17 protein-coding genes are annotated in these 19,072 nt (G+C 70.5%); 7 read left to right on the forward strand and 10 right to left on the reverse strand.

Features of this window, described 5'->3' with window-relative positions; all coding sequences use genetic code 11:
* Positions 1-4: 4 nt before the first annotated feature.
* The 4 genes from AC6F7H_RS08365 to AC6F7H_RS08380 all read left to right on the forward strand — a co-directional run bounded on the left by AC6F7H_RS08365 (position 5) and on the right by AC6F7H_RS08380 (position 3,142).
* On the forward strand, positions 5-580 hold the full coding sequence (locus AC6F7H_RS08365; protein WP_500756227.1) for a hypothetical protein: 576 nt from the start codon (positions 5-7) through the stop codon (positions 578-580).
* Between the two features lie 19 nt (positions 581-599).
* Positions 600-812, forward strand: a complete 213-nt coding sequence (locus AC6F7H_RS08370; RefSeq protein WP_500756228.1) for a hypothetical protein — start codon at positions 600-602, stop codon at positions 810-812.
* Entirely contained in the window at positions 812-1,246 is a 435-nt protein-coding gene (locus tag AC6F7H_RS08375; protein ID WP_500756229.1) for a hypothetical protein, read from the forward strand. The genes AC6F7H_RS08370 and AC6F7H_RS08375 overlap by 1 nt, the downstream gene beginning before the upstream one ends.
* Positions 1,247-1,432: 186 nt before the next feature.
* On the forward strand, positions 1,433-3,142 hold the full coding sequence (locus tag AC6F7H_RS08380; RefSeq protein WP_500756230.1) for a chitinase: 1,710 nt from the start codon (positions 1,433-1,435) through the stop codon (positions 3,140-3,142).
* 75 nt (positions 3,143-3,217) lie between these two features.
* On the opposite strand, the gene AC6F7H_RS08385 is transcribed toward AC6F7H_RS08380, so the two are convergent.
* The 5 genes from AC6F7H_RS08385 to AC6F7H_RS08405 all read right to left on the reverse strand — a co-directional run bounded on the left by AC6F7H_RS08385 (position 3,218) and on the right by AC6F7H_RS08405 (position 9,457).
* Positions 3,218-4,537 carry an MFS transporter gene (locus AC6F7H_RS08385; protein ID WP_500756231.1) on the reverse strand — a complete coding sequence of 440 codons (1,320 nt, stop codon included), beginning with the start codon at positions 4,535-4,537 and terminating at the stop codon, positions 3,218-3,220.
* A gap of 72 nt (positions 4,538-4,609) precedes the next feature.
* Positions 4,610-5,695 (reverse strand): phosphotransferase family protein, encoded by a 1,086-nt coding sequence (locus tag AC6F7H_RS08390; protein WP_500756232.1) that lies wholly within the window; start codon positions 5,693-5,695, stop codon positions 4,610-4,612.
* On the reverse strand, positions 5,695-6,930 hold the full coding sequence (locus AC6F7H_RS08395; RefSeq protein WP_202276549.1) for an acyl-CoA dehydrogenase family protein: 1,236 nt from the start codon (positions 6,928-6,930) through the stop codon (positions 5,695-5,697). Before AC6F7H_RS08395 ends, AC6F7H_RS08390 begins: the two co-directional genes overlap by 1 nt.
* Positions 6,931-6,964: 34 nt before the next feature.
* Positions 6,965-7,768 carry an SDR family oxidoreductase gene (locus AC6F7H_RS08400; protein WP_500756234.1) on the reverse strand — a complete coding sequence of 268 codons (804 nt, stop codon included), beginning with the start codon at positions 7,766-7,768 and terminating at the stop codon, positions 6,965-6,967.
* A gap of 3 nt (positions 7,769-7,771) precedes the next feature.
* Positions 7,772-9,457, reverse strand: coding sequence for a class I adenylate-forming enzyme family protein (locus AC6F7H_RS08405; protein ID WP_500756235.1), 1,686 nt, complete (start codon positions 9,455-9,457; stop codon positions 7,772-7,774).
* Between the two features lie 215 nt (positions 9,458-9,672).
* Here AC6F7H_RS08405 and AC6F7H_RS08410 point away from each other — a divergent pair, with 215 nt between their 5' ends.
* The gene (locus tag AC6F7H_RS08410) at positions 9,673-10,359 is read left to right on the forward strand and encodes a TetR/AcrR family transcriptional regulator (protein ID WP_500756237.1); all 687 of its coding nucleotides are present in this window, start codon (positions 9,673-9,675) and stop codon (positions 10,357-10,359) included.
* A 371-nt stretch (positions 10,360-10,730) separates the two neighbouring features.
* Here the strand turns inward: AC6F7H_RS08410 and AC6F7H_RS08415 are convergent, their stop codons facing one another.
* Positions 10,731-12,080, reverse strand: a complete 1,350-nt coding sequence (locus AC6F7H_RS08415; protein WP_500756238.1) for an MFS transporter — start codon at positions 12,078-12,080, stop codon at positions 10,731-10,733.
* A 235-nt stretch (positions 12,081-12,315) separates the two neighbouring features.
* On the opposite strand from AC6F7H_RS08415, the gene AC6F7H_RS08420 reads away from it, so the two are divergent.
* Positions 12,316-13,104 (forward strand): IclR family transcriptional regulator, encoded by a 789-nt coding sequence (locus AC6F7H_RS08420; RefSeq protein ID WP_500756239.1) that lies wholly within the window; start codon positions 12,316-12,318, stop codon positions 13,102-13,104.
* A gap of 294 nt (positions 13,105-13,398) precedes the next feature.
* On the opposite strand, the gene AC6F7H_RS08425 is transcribed toward AC6F7H_RS08420, so the two are convergent.
* From AC6F7H_RS08425 to AC6F7H_RS08440, 4 genes are all read right to left on the reverse strand, one after another.
* Positions 13,399-14,190 (reverse strand): shikimate dehydrogenase family protein, encoded by a 792-nt coding sequence (locus AC6F7H_RS08425; RefSeq protein WP_500756240.1) that lies wholly within the window; start codon positions 14,188-14,190, stop codon positions 13,399-13,401.
* On the reverse strand, positions 14,187-15,584 hold the full coding sequence (locus tag AC6F7H_RS08430; RefSeq protein ID WP_500756241.1) for an FAD-dependent oxidoreductase: 1,398 nt from the start codon (positions 15,582-15,584) through the stop codon (positions 14,187-14,189). The genes AC6F7H_RS08425 and AC6F7H_RS08430 overlap by 4 nt, the downstream gene beginning before the upstream one ends.
* A 76-nt stretch (positions 15,585-15,660) precedes the next feature.
* Entirely contained in the window at positions 15,661-16,449 is a 789-nt protein-coding gene (locus tag AC6F7H_RS08435; RefSeq protein ID WP_500756243.1) for an enoyl-CoA hydratase/isomerase family protein, read from the reverse strand.
* Positions 16,439-18,004, reverse strand: a complete 1,566-nt coding sequence (locus AC6F7H_RS08440; RefSeq protein WP_500756245.1) for an acyl CoA:acetate/3-ketoacid CoA transferase — start codon at positions 18,002-18,004, stop codon at positions 16,439-16,441. The genes AC6F7H_RS08435 and AC6F7H_RS08440 overlap by 11 nt, the downstream gene beginning before the upstream one ends.
* A gap of 489 nt (positions 18,005-18,493) precedes the next feature.
* Here AC6F7H_RS08440 and AC6F7H_RS08445 point away from each other — a divergent pair, with 489 nt between their 5' ends.
* Complete coding sequence (locus AC6F7H_RS08445; protein ID WP_500756246.1) at positions 18,494-19,003, forward strand: SigE family RNA polymerase sigma factor; 510 nt, start codon at positions 18,494-18,496, stop codon at positions 19,001-19,003.
* Positions 19,004-19,072 lie beyond the last annotated feature (69 nt).

Genomic DNA, 19,072 nt, shown 5'->3' on the forward strand with positions numbered 1-19,072 from the left:
ACCGATGACTCATCCGAAGCCCCGCAGTACGTACCTGACCACCGGCCTGCTGGCCCTCACCCTCGCCCTCTCCGGCTGCGGCACGGACGACTCCGCCTCCGGCTCCGCCTCGGTGCCGGACGGCTGGGGGACGCTGAAGACCAAGGGGGTCTCCGTGTCGTACCCCGAGGGGTACGAGGAGCAGAGCGCGAAAGAGCGCAGCAAGTTCAACGCGGCCGCGGCCACGCGCACGGAGGGCGGCAGGACCGTCTCGCTGATCACCGTGCAGCTCGGCTTCACCCAGGCGGACTCCGCCGAACGGGCGGCCATCGCCGCCGAGGCCGGCATCCAGATGGGCGCGGACGTCAAGGGCCAGAAGGAGATCGAGCTGGCCGGCGCGGACGAGGCCCGCCGGATCGACTTCACCTTCAAGGCCGCCGGCGAGGAGGGCGGACCGCCCAAGGGCACACCTGTGAACGGCGTGATCCTGACCGGCCTGGACTCCACCGAGCAGACCTTCCAGATCCGGATCGACGCCCAGCGGGGGAAGCTCTCCGACGCCGATGTACGGCGGATCGTCGAGTCGGTGGAGGTCCACTAGCCATGGAGGTTCACCGGCCGTGGAGGTGCCGGGCACCGGATACGTCGTACCCGCTCTGCTCGTGGCGTTGCTCGGCCGGCCGGCGTCGACGTACGCGCGGCGGCCGGTGACGGTGGCGGGCCGGGGCAGGTGGTCGCCGGTGCCGGGATCGCTCGCCGTCCTCGCGGGGTGCGGCACGGCGGCCGCGGGTTTCGCGGTGGTCCTTTACTTCGAGATACGGGGAGGTTCCTGATGACCCGCTACGACACCACGACGCGGGCCGGTTCGCCCGCCCTCGCGCTCGTACGGTCGTGGGCGGCCGGCGTGATCGTCCTGGTCGTCACGGCGGCGGTGCAGGGGACGCTGGTGTACGACCACCTGCTGGGCCCGGAGGGTGTGGGGTCGTTCGGGGCGGCGCTGGGGCTGGTGCATCTGCCGAACCTGGTGTGCGTGGTGCTGGCGACATGGGCGGCGGCGTCGGTGCATCCGGAGCCGTGGCGGGAGGTGCCGCCGCGGCACGCGGCGGCGGCCTGCGCGGTGCCGGTCGCGGCCCAGGTGCTCACCCTGTCACTGCACTGGGACCGGGCGGGGGTCGGGACGCTCGCGTTCTGGTTGTCGACGGGCGTGCTGCTGGCGGGCTGTGTGCTGGGGGTGCTGCTGGACCGCTTGTGGAAGGCACGGGACTGACGCGCAAGGGGCGCAGGGCAGCGAGGAGGCACGGCAGGTGGCCGGCCCGAGGGGCCGATGAATGGTCCGGACCCATTGACAAGCCTATTGGTCTGGACCATTTTGTATCCCCAACGGTGGCCACCGTCGTTCCCTCCTCTCCATCTCCCCATCTCCTGATCTCCCCTTCCCCCACCGGAGGCCCCAGTGGATCGCGCACCCAGCACGCCAGGCCCCAGGCGCAGACGTCTGTGGGCGGGCGCCCTCGTCTCCGCCCTGGCCCTCACCCTCCCCCTCGCGGGCGCGGGCCAGGCGGTCGCGGCGGACGTCAACAACGTCAAGAACGCCGGCTTCGAGGCGGGCCTGAACAACTGGACCTGCTCGGCGAGCAGCGGGACGACCGTCTCGTCCCCCGTGCACGGCGGCACGGCCGCGCTCAAGGCCACGCCGTCCGGGCAGGACAACGCCCGCTGCACGCAGACCGTCGCGGTGCGGCCCGACTCCACGTACTCCCTGAGCTCCTGGGTGCGGGGCGGCTACGCCTACCTGGGCGTGACCGGCACCGGTACGACGGACGTCTCGACCTGGACCCCGGACTCCAGCAGCTGGAAGCAGCTGACGACGAGCTTCCGGACCGGCTCCGCGACCACCTCGGTGACCGTCTACACCCACGGCTGGTACGGGCAGCAGGCCTACTACGCGGACGACCTGTCGGTCTTCGGCCCCGACGGGGGCGGGGGCGGTGACCCGCAACCCACGGTCCCGGCCACGCCGGGCGGCCTCAGCGTCTCCGGTACGACGTCGTCGTCGGTGTCGCTGGCGTGGAACGCGGTGTCGGGCGCGACCGGTTACACCGTCTACCGCGACGGTACGAAGGTGACGGCGGTGTCGGGCACGTCGGCGACGGTGACCGGCCTCGCGGCCTCGACGTCGTACTCCTTCCAGGTGGCCGCCACCAACGCGGCGGGCGAGTCGACGAAGTCGACGGCGGTGACGGCCCGGACGAGGGAGAACGGCGGCGGAGGCGGTGGTCTGCCCAGGCACGCGGTGACCGGCTACTGGCAGAACTTCAACAACGGCGCGGCGGTGCAGCGCATCTCGGACGTCCCGGCCCAGTACGACATCATCGCGGTCGCCTTCGCGGACGCGACGGGCACGCCGGGAGCGGTCACCTTCAACCTGGACACGGCCGGCCTGAACGGCTACACCGTTGCCCAGTTCAAGGCGGACGTGCGGGCCAAGCAGGCGGCCGGCAAGAAGGTCGTCATCTCGGTGGGCGGCGAACTGGGCACCGTGTCGGTGAACAACCCCACCTCCGCGACGAACTTCGCGAACTCCGTGTACGCCGTGATGCAGGAGTACGGCTTCGACGGCGTCGACATCGACCTGGAGAACGGCCTCAACGCGACCTACATGACGCAGGCGCTGCGGTCGCTGTCCGCGAAGGCGGGTCCGGGCATGATCCTGACGATGGCTCCGCAGACCATCGACATGCAGTCCACGTCCAACTCCTACTTCCAGACCGCGCTGAGCGTGAAGGACATCCTCACGGTCGTCAACATGCAGTACTACAACAGCGGTTCGATGCTGGGCTGCGACGGAAAGGTGTACAGCCAGGGCTCGGTGGACTTCCTGACCGCGCTGGCCTGCATCCAGCTGGAGGGCGGCCTCGACCCGTCCCAGGTGGGCCTCGGCCTCCCGGCCTCCACCCGCGGCGCGGGCAGCGGCTACGTCTCCCCGACCGTGGTGAACAACGCCCTGGACTGCCTGACACGCGGCACCAACTGCGGCTCCTTCAAGCCCTCCAGGACCTACCCGGGCCTGCGCGGCGCCATGACCTGGTCCACCAACTGGGACGCCACCGCCGGCAACGCCTGGTCCAACGCGGTCGGCCCCCACGTCCACGCCCTGCCGTAACCCGTAAGGGGAGGGAGGCCGGTCTCGGCACGCTCGGTTTTCCGGGTGCCGAGACCGGACCTCCGGGGACACGCCTCAGGCGTTCTTCAGCTCGATGCCCTTGGTCTCCTTCATCAGGTAGACGGCGACACCGGTGCAGAGGCACAGCAGCATGATGTAGAACTCGGACAGCTGCGCCATCTTCAGGTCGATGAAGAGCTGGTTGAGGTAGGGGGCGGTGCCGCCGAAGAGGGCGACGGAGATGGAGTAGGCGAACCCGATGCCCTGGGTGCGCACCTTGGTCGGGAAGGCCTCCGACATGGTGGCCGACAGCAGCGCGCCGGGGATGGCCACGACGATGAGCGCCACCGTGGCGGCGACGAAGAGGGTCCAGCCCGCCGAGCCGATCATCCCGGTGAGCGGCATGTGCAGCGCCGTCATCAGCACCGCGAAGGCGATCAGCATCGGCCGGCGGCCGACCCGGTCGGAGACGTGTCCCCACAACGGCAGCGTCGCCAGCGCGATGCACTGGGCCGCGACGGAGCACCAGTAGGCGACGCCGGGGTCCATGCCCTGCTGGGTGATGGCGTAGGTGGAGACGTACGAGGTCCAGGTGTAGTGGGCCGAGGTGATGCCGGACGTCATCAGGACGACCAGCAGCACCGACCGGGTCACCTGCTTGCGCGAGACCGGCCGGTCGGCGTCCGCCGATCCGGACTGCTCGTTCTCGAACACGTCGCTTTCTTCCATGTTGCGGCGCAGGTAGAGCGCCGCCAGAGCGAGGAACGCGCCGAGGAAGAACGGGATGCGCCAGCCCCAGTCGGCGACGGCGCTCTCCGAGAGGGTGGAGGTGACCACACCGCCGACGGTGTAGGCGACGACGGAACCGCCGAAGATGGCGACGAAGACGATGCTGCCCCACATGCCGCGCCGGTGGCTCGGCGCGATCTCCGCCACATAGGTGTTGGCGGTGGCCGACTCGCCGCCGTGCGCGAATCCCTGCACCACCCGGGCCAGCAGCAGGATCAGCGAGGCCCAGGCTCCGATGGAGGCGTAGGACGGGAGGAAGCCGATGACGAGGCTGCCCGCGGCCATCATCAGCATGGTGGTGATCAGCACGAACTTGCGCCCGCGCCGGTCGGCGACACGGCCGAAGACGATGCCGCCCAGGGGCCGCATGAGGAAGCCGACCGCGAACACCGCGAGGGTGGACAGCAGGGCGGAGACCGCGTCCTGGGAGTTGAACATGGCCGTGGCGATGAACGGCGTGAAGACGGCGTACGCGCTCCACTCGTACCACTCGAGGACGTTGCCGACCGTGCTGGCCATGAGGGACTTGCGCTTGGCACGCAGCGAGGGTCCGGCCTGCGCTCCGGCTTCGTGCGGCGCGCCGCGGGATGTCTGTACGTCGCTCACGAGAGCTCCTTTGCTCCGGGTGGGCAGGGCGGGCGTTGCCTGGGGGCGCCGGGGTGCGGCCCGGCGCCGCGGTCAGCCGGCGGCGTGAGCGGCGGCCGCCTCCAGCAGAAGGGGGACCCCTGCCTCGAGCGAGGGTCCGAAGGTGCGGTCGTGGGGTCGCTCCCCGCGCAGCCACCGGGTGTAGATGGCCTCGCAGAAGATCGCTGCCTTCCACAGGGCGAGGGTCTGGTACCAGGGGAGGGCGGTGAGGTCGAGGTGGTCCATACCGGCGTGGTAGTGCCGGACGAGCTCGGCGCGGGTGGGGTATCCCTCCTCACGCGTGACGGGGGTGAGTTCGAGCGGGGTGACGGACTGCCCCTTCTCCGCGTACGTGGCGACGAGGTAGCCGAGGTCGGCGAGCGGGTCGCCGAGGGTGGCCATCTCCCAGTCGAGGACGGCCAGGAGCCGGGGCGGGCCGTCGGGCGCGAACATCAGGTTGCCCATGCGGTAGTCGCCGTGCACCACCGTGGCGGCCTGGCTGGCCGGGAGGTTGGCGGCGAGCCAGTCGGCGAGCTTGGCCACGGCCGGCAAGCTGCGCGTGGTGTTGACGTCCCACAGGCCTGCGAAGCGCTCGACCTGCCGGCCCAGATAGCCCTCGGGCCGCCCGAAGGAGGCGAGTTCGCCCCGGGTGACGTCGAGGCGGTGCAGGTCGACGAGGGTGTCGACGACCGCGAGTCCCGTGGCCCGGCGCCGCTGGGGGGCGTCGAGGTGGGCGGGGACGGTGTCGGTGATGACGGCGCCGTCGAGATGGCCCATCAGGTAGAAGGGCACTCCGAGCACCGAGTCGTCCTCGCAGATGGCGAGGATCTCCGGCACCGGGACGCCGTGGCCACCCACGGCCCGCTGGATGCGCGCCTCGCGGACCATGTCGTGGGTGGACCTGGGCAGCGGCGGGCGCGGCCCGCGGCGCAGCACGACGGAGGTGTCGCCGCGCCGGAGCAGATAGGTGACGTTGGAGTGCCCGTCGCCGATGCGTCCCCAGGCGAGGGGGCCGCTGCCGATGCCGTGCTTGTCGAGGAAGCCGGTGATCTCGTCGACGATGAGCAGCGGCGGGGCGGTCAGCCGCTCCGCGGCCTCCCGGTCGGCGACGACTTCGATGCCGTCGGGGATGGTTTCCATCACGCCTCCTCGCCCCGCACGACGGCGGTGCCCTGATGGCGCTCTCCGGCCTGGACTGCGGCGCCGCGCTGCTTGGCCGCCCTGCGGGCGATGGCCCACTTGTGCGTCTCGGTGGACCCGTCGTAGATGCGGAACGGGCGGATCTCGTTGAGGTACTGGGCCAGCGGAAGCCCGTCGGAGACGCCGTCGCCGCCGCACAGCTGGACCGCCCGGTCGATGACTCGGGAGATGGCTTCCGAGCAGTACACCTTGGCGACCGAGGACATCGCGGAGCCGGCCCGGGGGTCGCTCGCGAGCAGCGCGGCCGTCTTGTCGATGATGGCGTCGGAGGTCTCGATGTCGATGACGGACTCGGCGATCAGGTTCTGTGCGAGGCCGAGCGCGTTCAGCGGAGCGCCGAACAGTTCCCGCTCCCCGGCCCGGTCGAGGGCGATGTCCAGGGAGCGCCGGGCGAGCCCGAGCCAGCGCATGCAGTGGGTGAGCCGTGCCGGTCCGAGCCGCACCTGCGCGTACCGGAAGCCCTGACCGGGCGATCCGAGGACGGCCTCGTCGGGGACGAAGCAGTCCTCCAGGTGGACGTGCGGGTGGCCGCCGTCGATGTAGCGGTCGACGGTGTGGATGGGGGCGCCGATGCGGACGCCGGGGTTGGTCATGTCGACGAGGAACATGGTGGCGCCCTCGGGGGCGTCCCCGACCTGGGGGGTGCGTGCCATCACGATGCAGAAGCCGGCGCCGAGGGCACCGCTGATGAACCGCTTGTGGCCGTTGATCACCCAGCCGCCCTCGGCCGGTACGGCGGAGGTGCGCAGCGCGGTCGGGTCGGAGCCGGCGCCGGGGTGCGGCTCGGTCATGCCGAAGCAGGAGCGCATCTCACCGGTGGCGAGCGGGAGGAGGTAGCGCTTCTTCTGCTCCTCGGTGGCGATGAGGTTGAGCATGTGCATGTTGCCCTCGTCGGGGGCCATGCAGTTGAGCACGCTGGGGCCGATGGGCGAGTAGCCCGCTTCCTGAAGGATCGGTGACCAGTGCTCGATGGACAGGCCCTGGCCGCCGTACTCGGTCGGCACGTGCGGGGCGAAGACCCCGGCCTCCTTGGCCGCGGCCTGCAGCCGCAGGCGTGTGTCCTCCTGCAGTCGTTCGCCGGGGACGGGCTCGGCGTCGATGACGGTCTCACGGATGAAGCGGCGGGTGCGCTCGCGCAGTTCCTCCACCGAGGGCGGCAGATTGCCGAGGGACATGATCGGGGTCCTTTCGTTGAACGGATGCCGTGGGTCAGGCGGTGCCGCCGGCGACGGCCAGGCCGCCGTCGACGGTGAGGACGTGGCCGGTGACCCAGGAGGCGTCGTCGGAGACGAGGTAGGCGACGGCGGAGGCCACGTCGGCGGGGGCGCCGAGCCGCCGCATCGGGTAGGCCTCGGCGACCTCGTCCTCCCTGTTCTCGTAGAGCGCCTGGGCGAAGCGGGTCTTGACCACGGCCGGGGCGACGGCGTTGACGCGGACGTCCGGGCCGAGTTCGGCGGCCAGGGCACGGGTGAGGTGGGAGACGGCGGCCTTGCTGACGCTGTACAGCCCGATGCCGGGAGCGGGTGTGTCGCCGGTGACGGAGGAGAGGTTGACGACGGTGCCGTGGTTCTCGGCGAAGCGCAGCCGCGGGTGGGCGAGGGTGGCCTGCACCCAGCCCAGCGTGGCGAGCACGTTGACCTCCAGCACCTTGCGGGCCACGTCGAGGCCGATCTCGGTGAGGGGGCCGTACGCGGGGTTGATGCCGGCGTTGTTGACGAGGATGTCGAGGCGGCCGAACTCCCGGGCCACGGTGTCGAGGACCTCGGCGCGGTGCTCGGGGTCGTCCGCCTTGCCCGCGACGGCGAGCACACGGCCCTCGGGCAGTGCCTGGGCGGCCTCGAGCAGCGGTTCGGGCTTGCGGGCGGTGATGCACACCCGTGCGCCCTCGGCCACCAGGCGTTCGGCGATGGCCAGACCGATCCCGCGGCTGGCCCCGGTCACCACGGCGGTGCGTCCGGCGAGGCGGCCCGCTGTCTGGGGGGCGTTGTTCTGGTCGGTGTGGAGGTGCTGCACCGGTCAGCCTTTCGTCGTGGGGGGAGGGGCGTCGTGGCCCACGGGCCTGCGCAGTGCGGTGCGCCGGATCTTGCCGGTCTGGGTCTTGGGGAGGTCGGCACGGATGTGCACTTCGGTGGGCCGCTTGTAGGCGGCCAGCCGCTCGCGGGTGAAGGAGATCAGTTCGTCCGGGGTGACCGAGGCACCGGCGGTGAGCGAGACGTAGGCGACGACCGTCTCGCCGCGGTAGTCGTCCGGCTGTCCGACCACGGCGGCCTCGTGGACCGCCGGGTGCTCGTAGAGGGCGTCCTCGACCTCGCGCGGCCAGACCTTGTATCCGGAGGCGTTGATCTGGTCCTTGAGCCGGTCGACCAGGTAGACCCAGCCGTGCTCGTCGATGATCGCGCCGTCGCCGGTGCGCAGTCGGCCGCCGGGGATGGCCTGTTCGGTGGCGGCGGGCTGCTGCCAGTAGCCGGCGACCACCTGGGGGCCGCTCAGTTCGAGTTCCCCCTGCTCGCCGGGGGGCAGCGGGTTGCCGTCGAGGTCGACGACCCGGGCGGTGAGGTTGGGCAGCGGGACGCCGATGGAGAGGGTGCCGCTGGCCTCGTGCACGGGCGCGGTGGTGCCGGGCGGCACGGCGATGACGGCGGAACTGGTCTCGGTCATGCCGTAGATGTTGTGGATGTAGACGCCGAACCGTTCCCGGAACCGGTCGACGGTGGCGGGCGGGATGGGGGCCCCGCCGGAGAAGAGGTGTTTGGCCGAGGCGAAGTGCTCCGGTCCTGCGTGCTCCACGGCGTACATCGCGTTGTAGGCGGTGATCGAGCCGACCATGTAGGTCACCCGGTGCTCGGCGAGCGCGTCCAGCGCCACCTCGGGCCGGAAGCGGCCGGTGAGGACCAGGGTGGTGGGGGTGACGAGCGAGATGACCCCGTTCACCACCGCCCCCGTGATGTGGAAGAGCGGGGCCAGCGCGTACACCGTGTCGCCGTCGGCCAGATCGGCCCAGGCGGCGTTGGTGAGTGCCACGTTGAGGACGTTGCCGTGGGAATTCATCGCGCCCTTGGGCGGTCCGGTGGTGCCGGAGGTGTAGGTCAGCAGGGCCACGTCGTCGGAGGTGAGATCCACCGGTTCGGGGCGGCGGCCCGCGAACTCCTGGAGCAGGGCCGCCAGGTCGCCGCCGTCGGCGGGCGAGGGACGCTCGGTCGAGGGGAAGGCGCGCGGGTCGTTGCGTGTCTGGAATTCCAGCGCCGACGTACTGACCGTCCATCGCACGGAGCTGCCGGCGAGGGTCGTGCGGGTCTCCTCCACGTCCAGGTCGGCGCAGACGACACCCACGGCCCCGGCATCGTCGATCAGGCGGCGCAGCTCGCCTCGGCGGTACATCGGGTTGAGCAGGAGCGCGGTGGCGCCCAGTTTCCACAGGGCGAGCAGCACCAGGGCGTACTGCGGGATGTTCTGCAGGTAGATGCCGACCCGGTCCCCGCGTCCGGTTCCGCGGGCTGCGAAGGCGCAGGCCAGTGCGTCGGAGGCGCTGTCCACCTCGCGTGCCGTGAGCGCGCCGTCGAAGTAGCGCAGGGCGACGGCGTCGGGGTCGCGCGCCACCCGGGCTCGCCATGCGGCCGTCAGGGAGTCGTGGCCGACCGTCATCTCCGCCGGCACCGCGGCCGGGTACAGCTCCCGCCACGGACGCACCTCGGGCATCGACATCTCCCGCTCCCTCCACCGGCTCCGAACAGCCCGGGATATGCTGGACAACGTACCGACCGAGCGCTCGCTCGGTATTGCAGGTGAGGATCTACGGGGTGCGTCAGCGTGTCAAGGGGGTGCGCGGCGGAGGGCTCCCGACGGCGGTCGCCCGGCAGAAGGGGCGGAGCACCTGTGCATACTTACGTACCGGCACGAGCACACGCGGCGAGGAGAACATGACCGAAGCCGACGCACTGACCACCGGCGGAGCCGCCGTGACCGGAGACGACGGGGCCGGAACCACGGCGGACTGGAGGCTCTACACCAGCGACGGCCTTCCGCCCGTCCTGCGGGCCGCCCTGGCCTGCTTCGTGGAGCAGGGGTACCACGGCACCACGATCCGGGAGGTGGCGGCGCGGGCCGGCCTGTCGGTGCCGGGGGTGTACCACCACTACCCGTCGAAACACGCCCTGCTGGTCGGCATCGTCACCCGGGCGATGGCGGAGCTGTGGGAGCGCAGCACAGCGGCACTGGAGGAGGCCGGACCGGACGTCGGGAGGCGGCTGGACCTGCTGGTGGAGTGCCTGGTGCTGTTCCACGCGCACCGGCGGGACCTGGCGTTCATCGCGGCGAGCGAGATCCGCAGCCTGCTCGACGACGACCGCACCACCTACCTCCAGGCCCGCGACCGGCAGCAGCGCCTGATGGACGCGGCCGTCGAGGAGGGCGTGGCACGGGGGACGTTCACGACACCGTACTCCCGCGAGGTCAGCCGGGCGATCGTCACGATGTGCACGGCGGTGTCCCAGTGGTACCGCGTGGACGGCAGGCTCCCCCCCTCCGAACTGGCCGCCCGCTACCGCACCATGGCCCGCATGACCGTCGGCGCGGCACCGCCGGGACCGTCCGCGCCGTCCCCCTGACCGGCTTCCGCGCCGTACGGGCCGGAAAGCCGTCCCTGCGGAGGCCGGGAGACCGCCTTCTCGGCATCGCCTCCGCACGCCCCTGGGGCCGACCCCACCCCAGACACACCCAGCGCTCTTCCTCTACGGCCGAAGGGCGGCTGGGCCGCCGTACGACCTCGCACTCACGCTGGGCAGGGCGCCCGCATGCGGGTCGCGGCGGGCATGACAGCCGACCGGGCCGCCGGGCTGCCCGGGCTGCCCGAACCAAGGTCTCCGGCGCGGTCGGCCCCCACACACGTCCGCACCCCGCCCCGGCCTCAGCCGGTACGGCGCCGCCTCCGCCCACGGTGACGTGGGCGGAGGCGGCGCCGTGACCACACTGACCACGGTCAGGCGACGGGGACAGCCGTCTGCTCACGCCGTGCGGCCCGCGCCTGCTCGTACGGCGCGTCGAGCTCCTCGGTCGAGAGCCCGGCCGTCTCACGCATGAAGTAGACCGCGGTACCCGAGACGATGGCCACGACGACGCCGAACACTGCCACGGGCAGCCACCCCAGCGGTCCGTCCCAGAGCAGGGCGGTGGCGATCAGCGGTGCGAATCCGGCGATCACATTGCCCAGCTGGTTGCCCATCGCCATGCCGGAGTAGCGGACCGGGGCTGCGAACTGCTCGGCGTAGAAGGCCGGCCACACGCCCTCGCGGCAGGCGTAGAGCAGCGACATGAACACGATCGTCATGACGGCGATGCCCGGAACGTTGCCGGTCGAGACGATCCACAGGTAGGGGACGATCGTCACTCCGCAGCCGATCGCGGCGGTGAGCGTCACCGGTCGCCGGCCGAACCGGTCGGACAGATGAGCCGCGGCAGGGGACGTGAACATCATCAGGGCGACCGCCACCGCGCTGATGATCAGCATCGTCGACCGCTCCACGCCGACCTCCTGCGTCGCATAGGCCAGGACGAACACCGTCGACAGCGACTGCATCATGGCCAGCATCGTCGCGCCCGCGACGCGCACGACCGATCCGGACTGGTAGCGCAGCACGTCCTTCGCCGGCAGGCTGCGCACCTCGTCGTCCTCGGCTATCTCCTGGAAGACCGGGGTCTCCTCCAGGCGCGTACGCACCAGGTAGGCGATCAAAACGACGACCGCCGACAGCCAGAAGGGCACCCGCCATCCCCAGCTGTACAGCGCCTCGTCCGGCAGTGCCGCGACCGGGATGAACACCAGGGTCGCCAGCACGTTGCCCGCCGCGATGCCGACCGAGAGGAAGCTGCTGAAGAAGCCGCGGCGTTCGTTCGAGGAGTGCTCGACGGTCAGCGTCGCCGCACCGGCCGATTCCGCCCCGGCCGAGAAGCCCTGGAGCAGCCGCAGAAGCGTCAGCCCGATCGGGGCCAGGAATCCGACGGAGTCGTAGCTGGGCAGGCAGCCGATCAGGAAGGAGCTCACGCCCATCAGGACCAGGCACCCGAGCAACGCCCGCTTGCGGCCGATCCTGTCGCCGAAGTGACCGAACACCAGGCCGCCGAGCGGCCGTGCGACGTATCCCACGCCGAACGTCGCGAACGAGGCGATCAGGCCGACAGCCGGGCTCACGTCGGGGAAGAACAGGTGGTTGAAGACCAGCGCAGCCGCGGCGCCGTAGATGAAGAAGTCGTAGTACTCGAGCGTGCTGCCCAACAGTGACGCCATCGCGGCCTTGCGTGGTGTCTTCTGTCTCTGCGTGACCTGCTCCATGGTTCTTGCCGTCCTTGCGTCGTGCACGAGGCTCTCGTGTGAGGGCGGGAAGCGTGACGGACGCCTGCCGCTCCGTCGCGCTGGAACGGCATTCCAACATGAAAAGCAGTTCGATACAAGATAAAGTTGGAACGACATCGCATATGGATACGGCGATCCAGGTTTCAGTGGCAGGATGGGCCGCAAGCCGGCGGCACCTCCCGCAAGAACCCTCGCTGAGAAAGGGAAACGACTCATGGCTCCTGCGCTCGCGCGCGGCCTCGGCATCCTCGAAGTCCTCGCCGGCGTCGAGAAAGGCCTGCAGCTGCACCAGATCGCCGACTCGCTCGGCATACCGCGCAGTGCGGCTCACCGACTGCTCGCCGAGCTCAGCGACGCCGGCTACGTACGCCAGGACGGCGCGCTCGGCAACTACGTGCTGAGCCTCAAGCTGGTCTCCCTGGGCCTGAAGCATCTTGCGGTCAACGACCTGGTCGGCCTGTCCCGACCCGTACTCGAACAACTTGCCAGTGACACCGCCGAACTCGTCCGCCTGGCCGTCATCGACCATGAGGACATGGTCTGGGTCGCCGCCTACCAGGGCGCACGCTCCGGGCTGCGCTACGACCCCGACTCGGGCAGCACCGTCACGCTCAGCTGCTCGGCCACCGGTTTCGCCTGGATGGCGCACGTCCCCGAGGAGATCGCGCTGCAGAAGATCCTGCGCCAGGGCATCACCAGCCGGGAGGACGGCGGGCCCCGCGCACCCCAGACGATCGACGAGATCCGCGCCGAGCTCAAGAAGACCCGCGACAACGGCTTCGCCATCGCCATCGACACCTACTCCCTGGGGGTCGGAACCGTGGCCGCACCCGTCTTCGTCGCCGGTGAGGTCGCCGGGGCGATCAACATCACCGCCCCGACGCCACGGCTGACCGAGGAACGACTGACGCAGCTCGCGCCGCGCCTGCTCCAGACCACGGCCGAGGTCACGAAGATCCTGGAAGCCGCCGAAGGGCGTCTGCAGACCGTCGCCCGCGCCTGAGAGCCCCGAACACAATGGGCGCCCGATCAGCTTGCGGCGTCATGAAGGTCCCCCTGCTCATGGGGGTCCCCCCTGTTCGAGCGAAGCCGAGAACTCGGGGGAGAAGCCGAGAGCTTGGGGGAGTGCGTGCCGGGCGCCGCGAGCCGGGCGCCCATTGTGTTCGAGGCTCTGAGAGCGAATGGACACGGAACCGCGTACGTGCCGGGCAGCAGCGGAGTGTGCGGCCCGGCACGACAGGAACCGGCGGAAGACGGCGTGCGGTTGTCACGTGACCGGCAACGGCACCGCCGTCCCTCAGCCGGTGGACCGGGGTTGGGTCTCGCCGAAGAAGTCGAGCATCGGCTCCAGTTGGGCCGCGAGCATGTGACGGCCTTCGTGCGTCGCATGGCCCAACCGGTCCGCGTGCTCCAACCACGCGGTGCGCGTCGGGTCCATCACGATGTCCGCGACCACCGCGCCCGGTGCCAGCGAGGTACGGCTCAGATCCAACGGCAGCGGGTCGTCCGGTGACAGGCCCAAGGGGGTGGCGTTGACCACGAGATCGCATGCGTGGCCGTCGACCCGGTCGAGGACCTGGACCTCGGTGCCCGCAGCACCCAGCAACGAGGCCACCGCCGCACGGCGGCCCGCGTCGATCTCCCCGATCCGCACCTCGGCACCCTGCGCGTGCAGGGCGAAGGCGATGGCGACGCCGGCACCTCCGCCGCCGATGATGTCGACCCGCGGATGATCGGGCAGCCGGTGCCGGGCACGCAGCCCCGCGACGAACCCCAGGCCGTCGACGTTGTCCCCGTGCCAGCCGCCGCGCTCGGTACGGCGCACGACGTTGACGCTGCCGCACGCCTCGGCCGCCGGCCCGAGACTGTCGCACATCCCGGCGACGTTCACCTTGTGCGGCACCGTGACGACGATCCCGGCCACCTGCTCGGTCCCGGACAGGCCGGCCATGACGGCGGACAGGCTGTCCGCACGACAACGTGTCATGACCATCAACGAGTTCAGGCCGACCTCACGCGCCCGGTCGTTGAACAGGTCGGGCAGTTTGGCCTGCTTGATCGGATCGCCGAGCAGCACGAAGAGCTTCATCGCGCGGCAGCCTCCAAGGCTATGTGTGCGGCCGCGACACGGCCGAAGATCAGGCCCTTGCTCAGCGCCGTGCCGGTCACGTACGCCTTGCCGTGAAATCCGCCGACGACCTCGCCCGCGGCGTACAGCCCGGGCACGGCCGCCCCGGACTCGGTCAGCACCCGGCCGACGGCGTCGACGGCCACGCCACAGTACGTCGACGTCATCAACGTCTTCGCGGGGTAGGCGTAGAACGGAGCCTTGGCGACGGGCACGAGACGCCCCACCCCGTTGCACAGTCCGGTGCGGCCGAAGGCGTCCGAGCGGCCATCGGCCACCACCGCGTTGTACTCGTGCACCGTGCGCTCCAACTGTGCCGCGTCGATGCCCGCCGCCTCGGCGAGCTCCCGCAACGAGTCGGCCCGGTGCACATGCCCCTTGCCCTCGAGAGCGTCGATGTCCGAGAGGGGGACCCCCGGCTGGGACTGCGCGCGTACATCCGCGTCGAACACCTGGAACGCGATCTGCCGGGGCTGCTCCAGGCACGCGGCGCCCAGTGTCTTGTACGAGGCCGACTCGTCCACGAAGCGCCGGCCCTCGACGTTCACGATGACGGCGCCCATGTAGAACGCGGTCAGCAGTTCGTGTTCCTCGATGGTCGTCTCGGGGTGAGACCCGAACGTGCCCGAGACGTACTCCATGTCACGCAGGGCCGCTCCTCGAGCGGCGGCGAAGCGCAGGCCGTCGCCGGTGTTGCCCAGGCCCCCGTACGGCATCGCGTCGACCTGCCGCGGAGCGTACCGGCCGATGATCTCCGGGGAGCGGGTGAAACCGCCTGTCCCCAGCAGGACGCCGCGGGCGTGCACGCTCTGCCGCGTGCCACCGTCCGACTCGACCACCACACCCGCGACGGTCCCTCCGTCGTCGATGAGGTCCACCACGCGCGCACCGGTGCGCAGTACCACGGTGGACGAGGCCTCGACACGAGCGAGCAGGGCAGCCAGCACGGTCTCGATCGGCGCGTGGTGCGAGCGGGGGACGCTCTGTCCGGAACTGAGCTTGACCACGTCGAACTCCAGCCCCAGCCCGCGCATCCAGTCGTAGGCGTCGTGCTGCTCGCGCGCGTACGCCTCCAGCAGCGCCGGTTCAGCGACCCCGCCGGAGGCGGCGAGCATGTCCGCCACGAAGGTGGAGTCGTGATCGACGATGCCGCGCCGCTGCTGCTCGTCGGTGCCCGAGAAGGCGAACCATCCGCCGCTCATCGCGGTCGTGCCGCCGATCTCCGGCTGCTTCTCCAGCAGGACGGCACGTACCTGGTGCTCGGCGCACCACGCCGCGGCCGCGAGACCGGTGATGCCGGCCCCGACGATGACGACGTCCACCTGGGAGGGCACCACGCCTCGGTCGTGGCTCATGACGCCACCTCGACCCGAGCACCCTCGGCGGCCGGACGACGGACCGCACGCACCCGTGAAGACCCGGACAACCGCCTCACCGCCCGTGCACGTTCGTGATGTCGGCGAAGACGGGGGCGCGCTTCTCCAGGAACGAGGCCACGCCCTCCATGCCCTCCTGCCCGCTGAACGTCTCGTCGATGAGCACGGAGAGCGCCTCACGGACCACCGGCAGCGACTCGGTCAGCATCGTGTGGTTGGCGAACTTCTTGCTCAACGCGGTGGCCCGCGGGGCGTTGCGCGCGATCGTGGCGGCGACCTCCCCGCCCACGCGCTCCAGCTCGTCCGGCGCGACGACGCGGGTGATGAGACCCGCCTCGAGGGCCTCCTGCGCGCTGACGGGTTCGCCCGTCAGCGCCAGGTACTGCGTCATACGTCGGCTGGTCGTGTAGCTGGCCGACCCCAGGAAGACGGTGGCCCACAGGCCGATGCTCGTTTCCGGAAGGCGGAAGACAGCGGCGTCGCTGGCGACGACGACGTCGCAGAACTGGAGGAGTTCCATGCCGGCGCCGAGCGCCATGCCCTGGACCTCCGCCACGATCGGCAGCCTGCTGCCGGCCATCGCCGTGATCGTCGGGACCATCAGGTCCAGGAAGTAGGCGCGTGTCTGCGCCCTCGTGGTGAAGGCGTTCGTCTCCTTGATGTCGTTGCCCGCGCAGAAGGCGCGCCCCTGCGAGCGGAGCAACACCACACGGATCGACGGGTCGTCCTCGGCCGTGCGCAGCTCGCGCAGCAGGTCCGTCCACGCCTCGCTGTTCATGGCGTTGAGCTTTTCCGGTCGATCGAGGGTGAGGATCCGGATCGGTCCGTCGGTCTCAGACTTCACGGCTGTCCTTTCGGGTGAAGAGCTCGGCCGCCATGGGCGACACGTCGTCGAGCACAGGAGTGAAGGGGCAGTGGTCCAGCACGTCGGCCTGTACGTCGACACCGGGTGCGACCTCGCGCAGGGCCCAGCCCTGCGGGGTCAGCTGGAAGACGGCGCGTTCGGTGACGATGCGTACGTCCTGGCCCCGCTTGATCGCCTGCTCGCCGCTGAAGGTGATCTGGTCGACGTCACGGACGAACTTGTCGACGGAGCCTTCGCGGGCGATGCCCAGCGTTCCGTCGCCGATGTCGGGCCTGAAGCCGGCGGCGGTCAACGAGCCGCAGAAGACCACGCGACGGGCGTTCTGAGCGATGTCGATGAACCCGCCGGCCCCCATCACCTCGCCGTTGTAGAGCGACACGTTGACGTTGCCGTGCCGGTCGGCCTGCGCGAAGCCCAGGAAGGTGACGTCGAGCATGCCGCCCTGGTACAGGTCGATGATGTTCGTCATCGTCAGCAGGGCGTCGTAGTTGCTGGACGCGCCGAACGTCATGCCGAGCGACGTGACTCCGCCGATGACCCCGTGTTCGTTCGTCATCGTGATCTGCTCGCTCATGCCGGTCTCCTGCAGCACGGACGCCACGCCGTCGGGCACCCCGACACCGAGGTTCACCACATCGCCCGGCTGGACGAAGCGGGCCGCCCGCTCGGCGATGATCCGTCGCCACCCGTGCGGCAACTCGGGGAACTCGTCGATGCGCACATCGCCGGCGAAGGCGTCGTTACGCTCCGCCACGTAGGTCTGCCACTGCTCCGGGTACTCCACGACCGCGCCGACGAGCGCCCCGGGGATGTGCACGCGCTTGGGATGGAAGCGCTCGGACGCGACCTCCTTGACCTGCACGAAGGTACGCCCCGGACCGGGACGGGTCGCGCCGCCCCGGTAGCCGGCCATGCTGATCTCCAGCGTGTCGAGGTACGACGGTTCGTCGTCGTGCACCACGTTGCCCAGTGCGTCGGCCCGGCTTCCCCGTACGAAGGCGAAGTCGATGGGGATCGCCCGGTAGAAGAGGTACTCCTGTCCGTCGATCTCCATCACCTCGACGAGGCTGTCCTTGGAGATCGAGTTCAGGCTGCCTCCGTCGAGCCGCGGATCGACGAACGTGCCGAGGCCGGTCTTGGTCAGCAGTCCGGGTCGACCGGCAGCGGTGTCGCGGAAGAGCTGACTCAGCACACCGAGCGGAAGGTTGTAGGCCTCGACCTGGTTGTCACGGATCATCCTGCCGACGGCGGGACTGTTGCCCATGTGGCCACCGATGAACTTGGCGACCAGGCCGGGCTTGGCCAGGTGGCTCATGCCTCGCAGCGCCTTGTCGCCCACGCCCACGCTGTGCACGATCGTCAGATCGCGCGGACTCCCCTCGGCCTCGAAGCGGTCCGCCAGAGCCATGATCAACGCGTCCGGCTCGAGCACCCCGCCCCCGCCACCCGAGATCGCGAGTGTCGCGCCATCGGTGATCTCACGCACTGCCGCGGCCGCGCTGATCGACACGCCACCCACTGCGACGTCCTCCACTGAAGTCACCTGCCCTCTTCCCTCCCACCGACGTTGGCCGGAAGTGGCCACAAAGTAACACGGCTGGAATGGCATTCCAAGGAGAAACATAATTTCAACCAGAGCGCTCAGGCCTTGGCCACCTGGGCCTTTCGCCGGCAGCCGTCCAGCGATGCGGGCGGGGCGGTGCCCCTGCCGAAAGCGTGAGCACTTCGGCCGCCACTGTCCGGATGCCGCTCGTTCGAGCGTTCCCGTGACAGTCGGCCGCCAAGTGCTCACGCTTTTCAGCCACTTGCCCTGGAGAGCGGATCACCTTGACGGCAGGGGTGCAGGGGCGGGCGGGCTGCCGTACGACCTGGCGCCCGCGCTGGGCGGGGCCCACCAGGTCCGCCGGCCCGTGCGCCCGCAGCACCTCCCACGATGGCGCTCTCGCCAACAGGTGAAACATTTTCCCGGGTCCGGCGCATCAATGAGGTGAGAGCCGTGGGGTGAGCCGAGGGAGAGGCGCGGATGGTGCAGGACGGTGGCGGGGGCGAATACGGGGAGTTCGCGGTGGCGCGGGCCGGGCATCTGTACCGGTCCGCGTGTCTGCTCACGGCCGGGGACACGCACCTCGCCGAGGACCTCGTCCAGGAGACCCTCGGGCGGGTGTACGTGCACTGGGGGCGGGTCTCCCGGGCGGGCAACCCCGCCGGGTACGCGCAGACCATGCTCACCCGCGCGTTCCTCGCCCACCGGCGCCGGCGCAGCAGTACCGAGCGCTCGACGTCCGCGTTCCCGGACCGGCCGGGTGCCGACGACGACCCGTCACTGCGGCTCACCCTGCTCGACGCCCTCGCCGGGCTGCCCGCGAAGGACCGCGTGGTGATCGTCCTGCGGTACTGGGAGGACTGCTCGGTCCAGGAGACAGCCAAGGCGATGAACGTCAGCTCGGCGGCGGTGCGGACGCGCAGTGTGCGCGCCCTGGCCCGGCTGCGGGAACTGCTCGGCGAGGAGCTCGGTGAGTACGCCCGGTCCTGACCGGCCGCAGGCCGTCCCTTCCGCACTTCCCCTGTTCATCCCAGTTCACCTCAGATCACCTCACGGAAG

The sequence above is a fragment of the Streptomyces sp. MMS24-W38 genome (genome assembly GCF_059889265.1).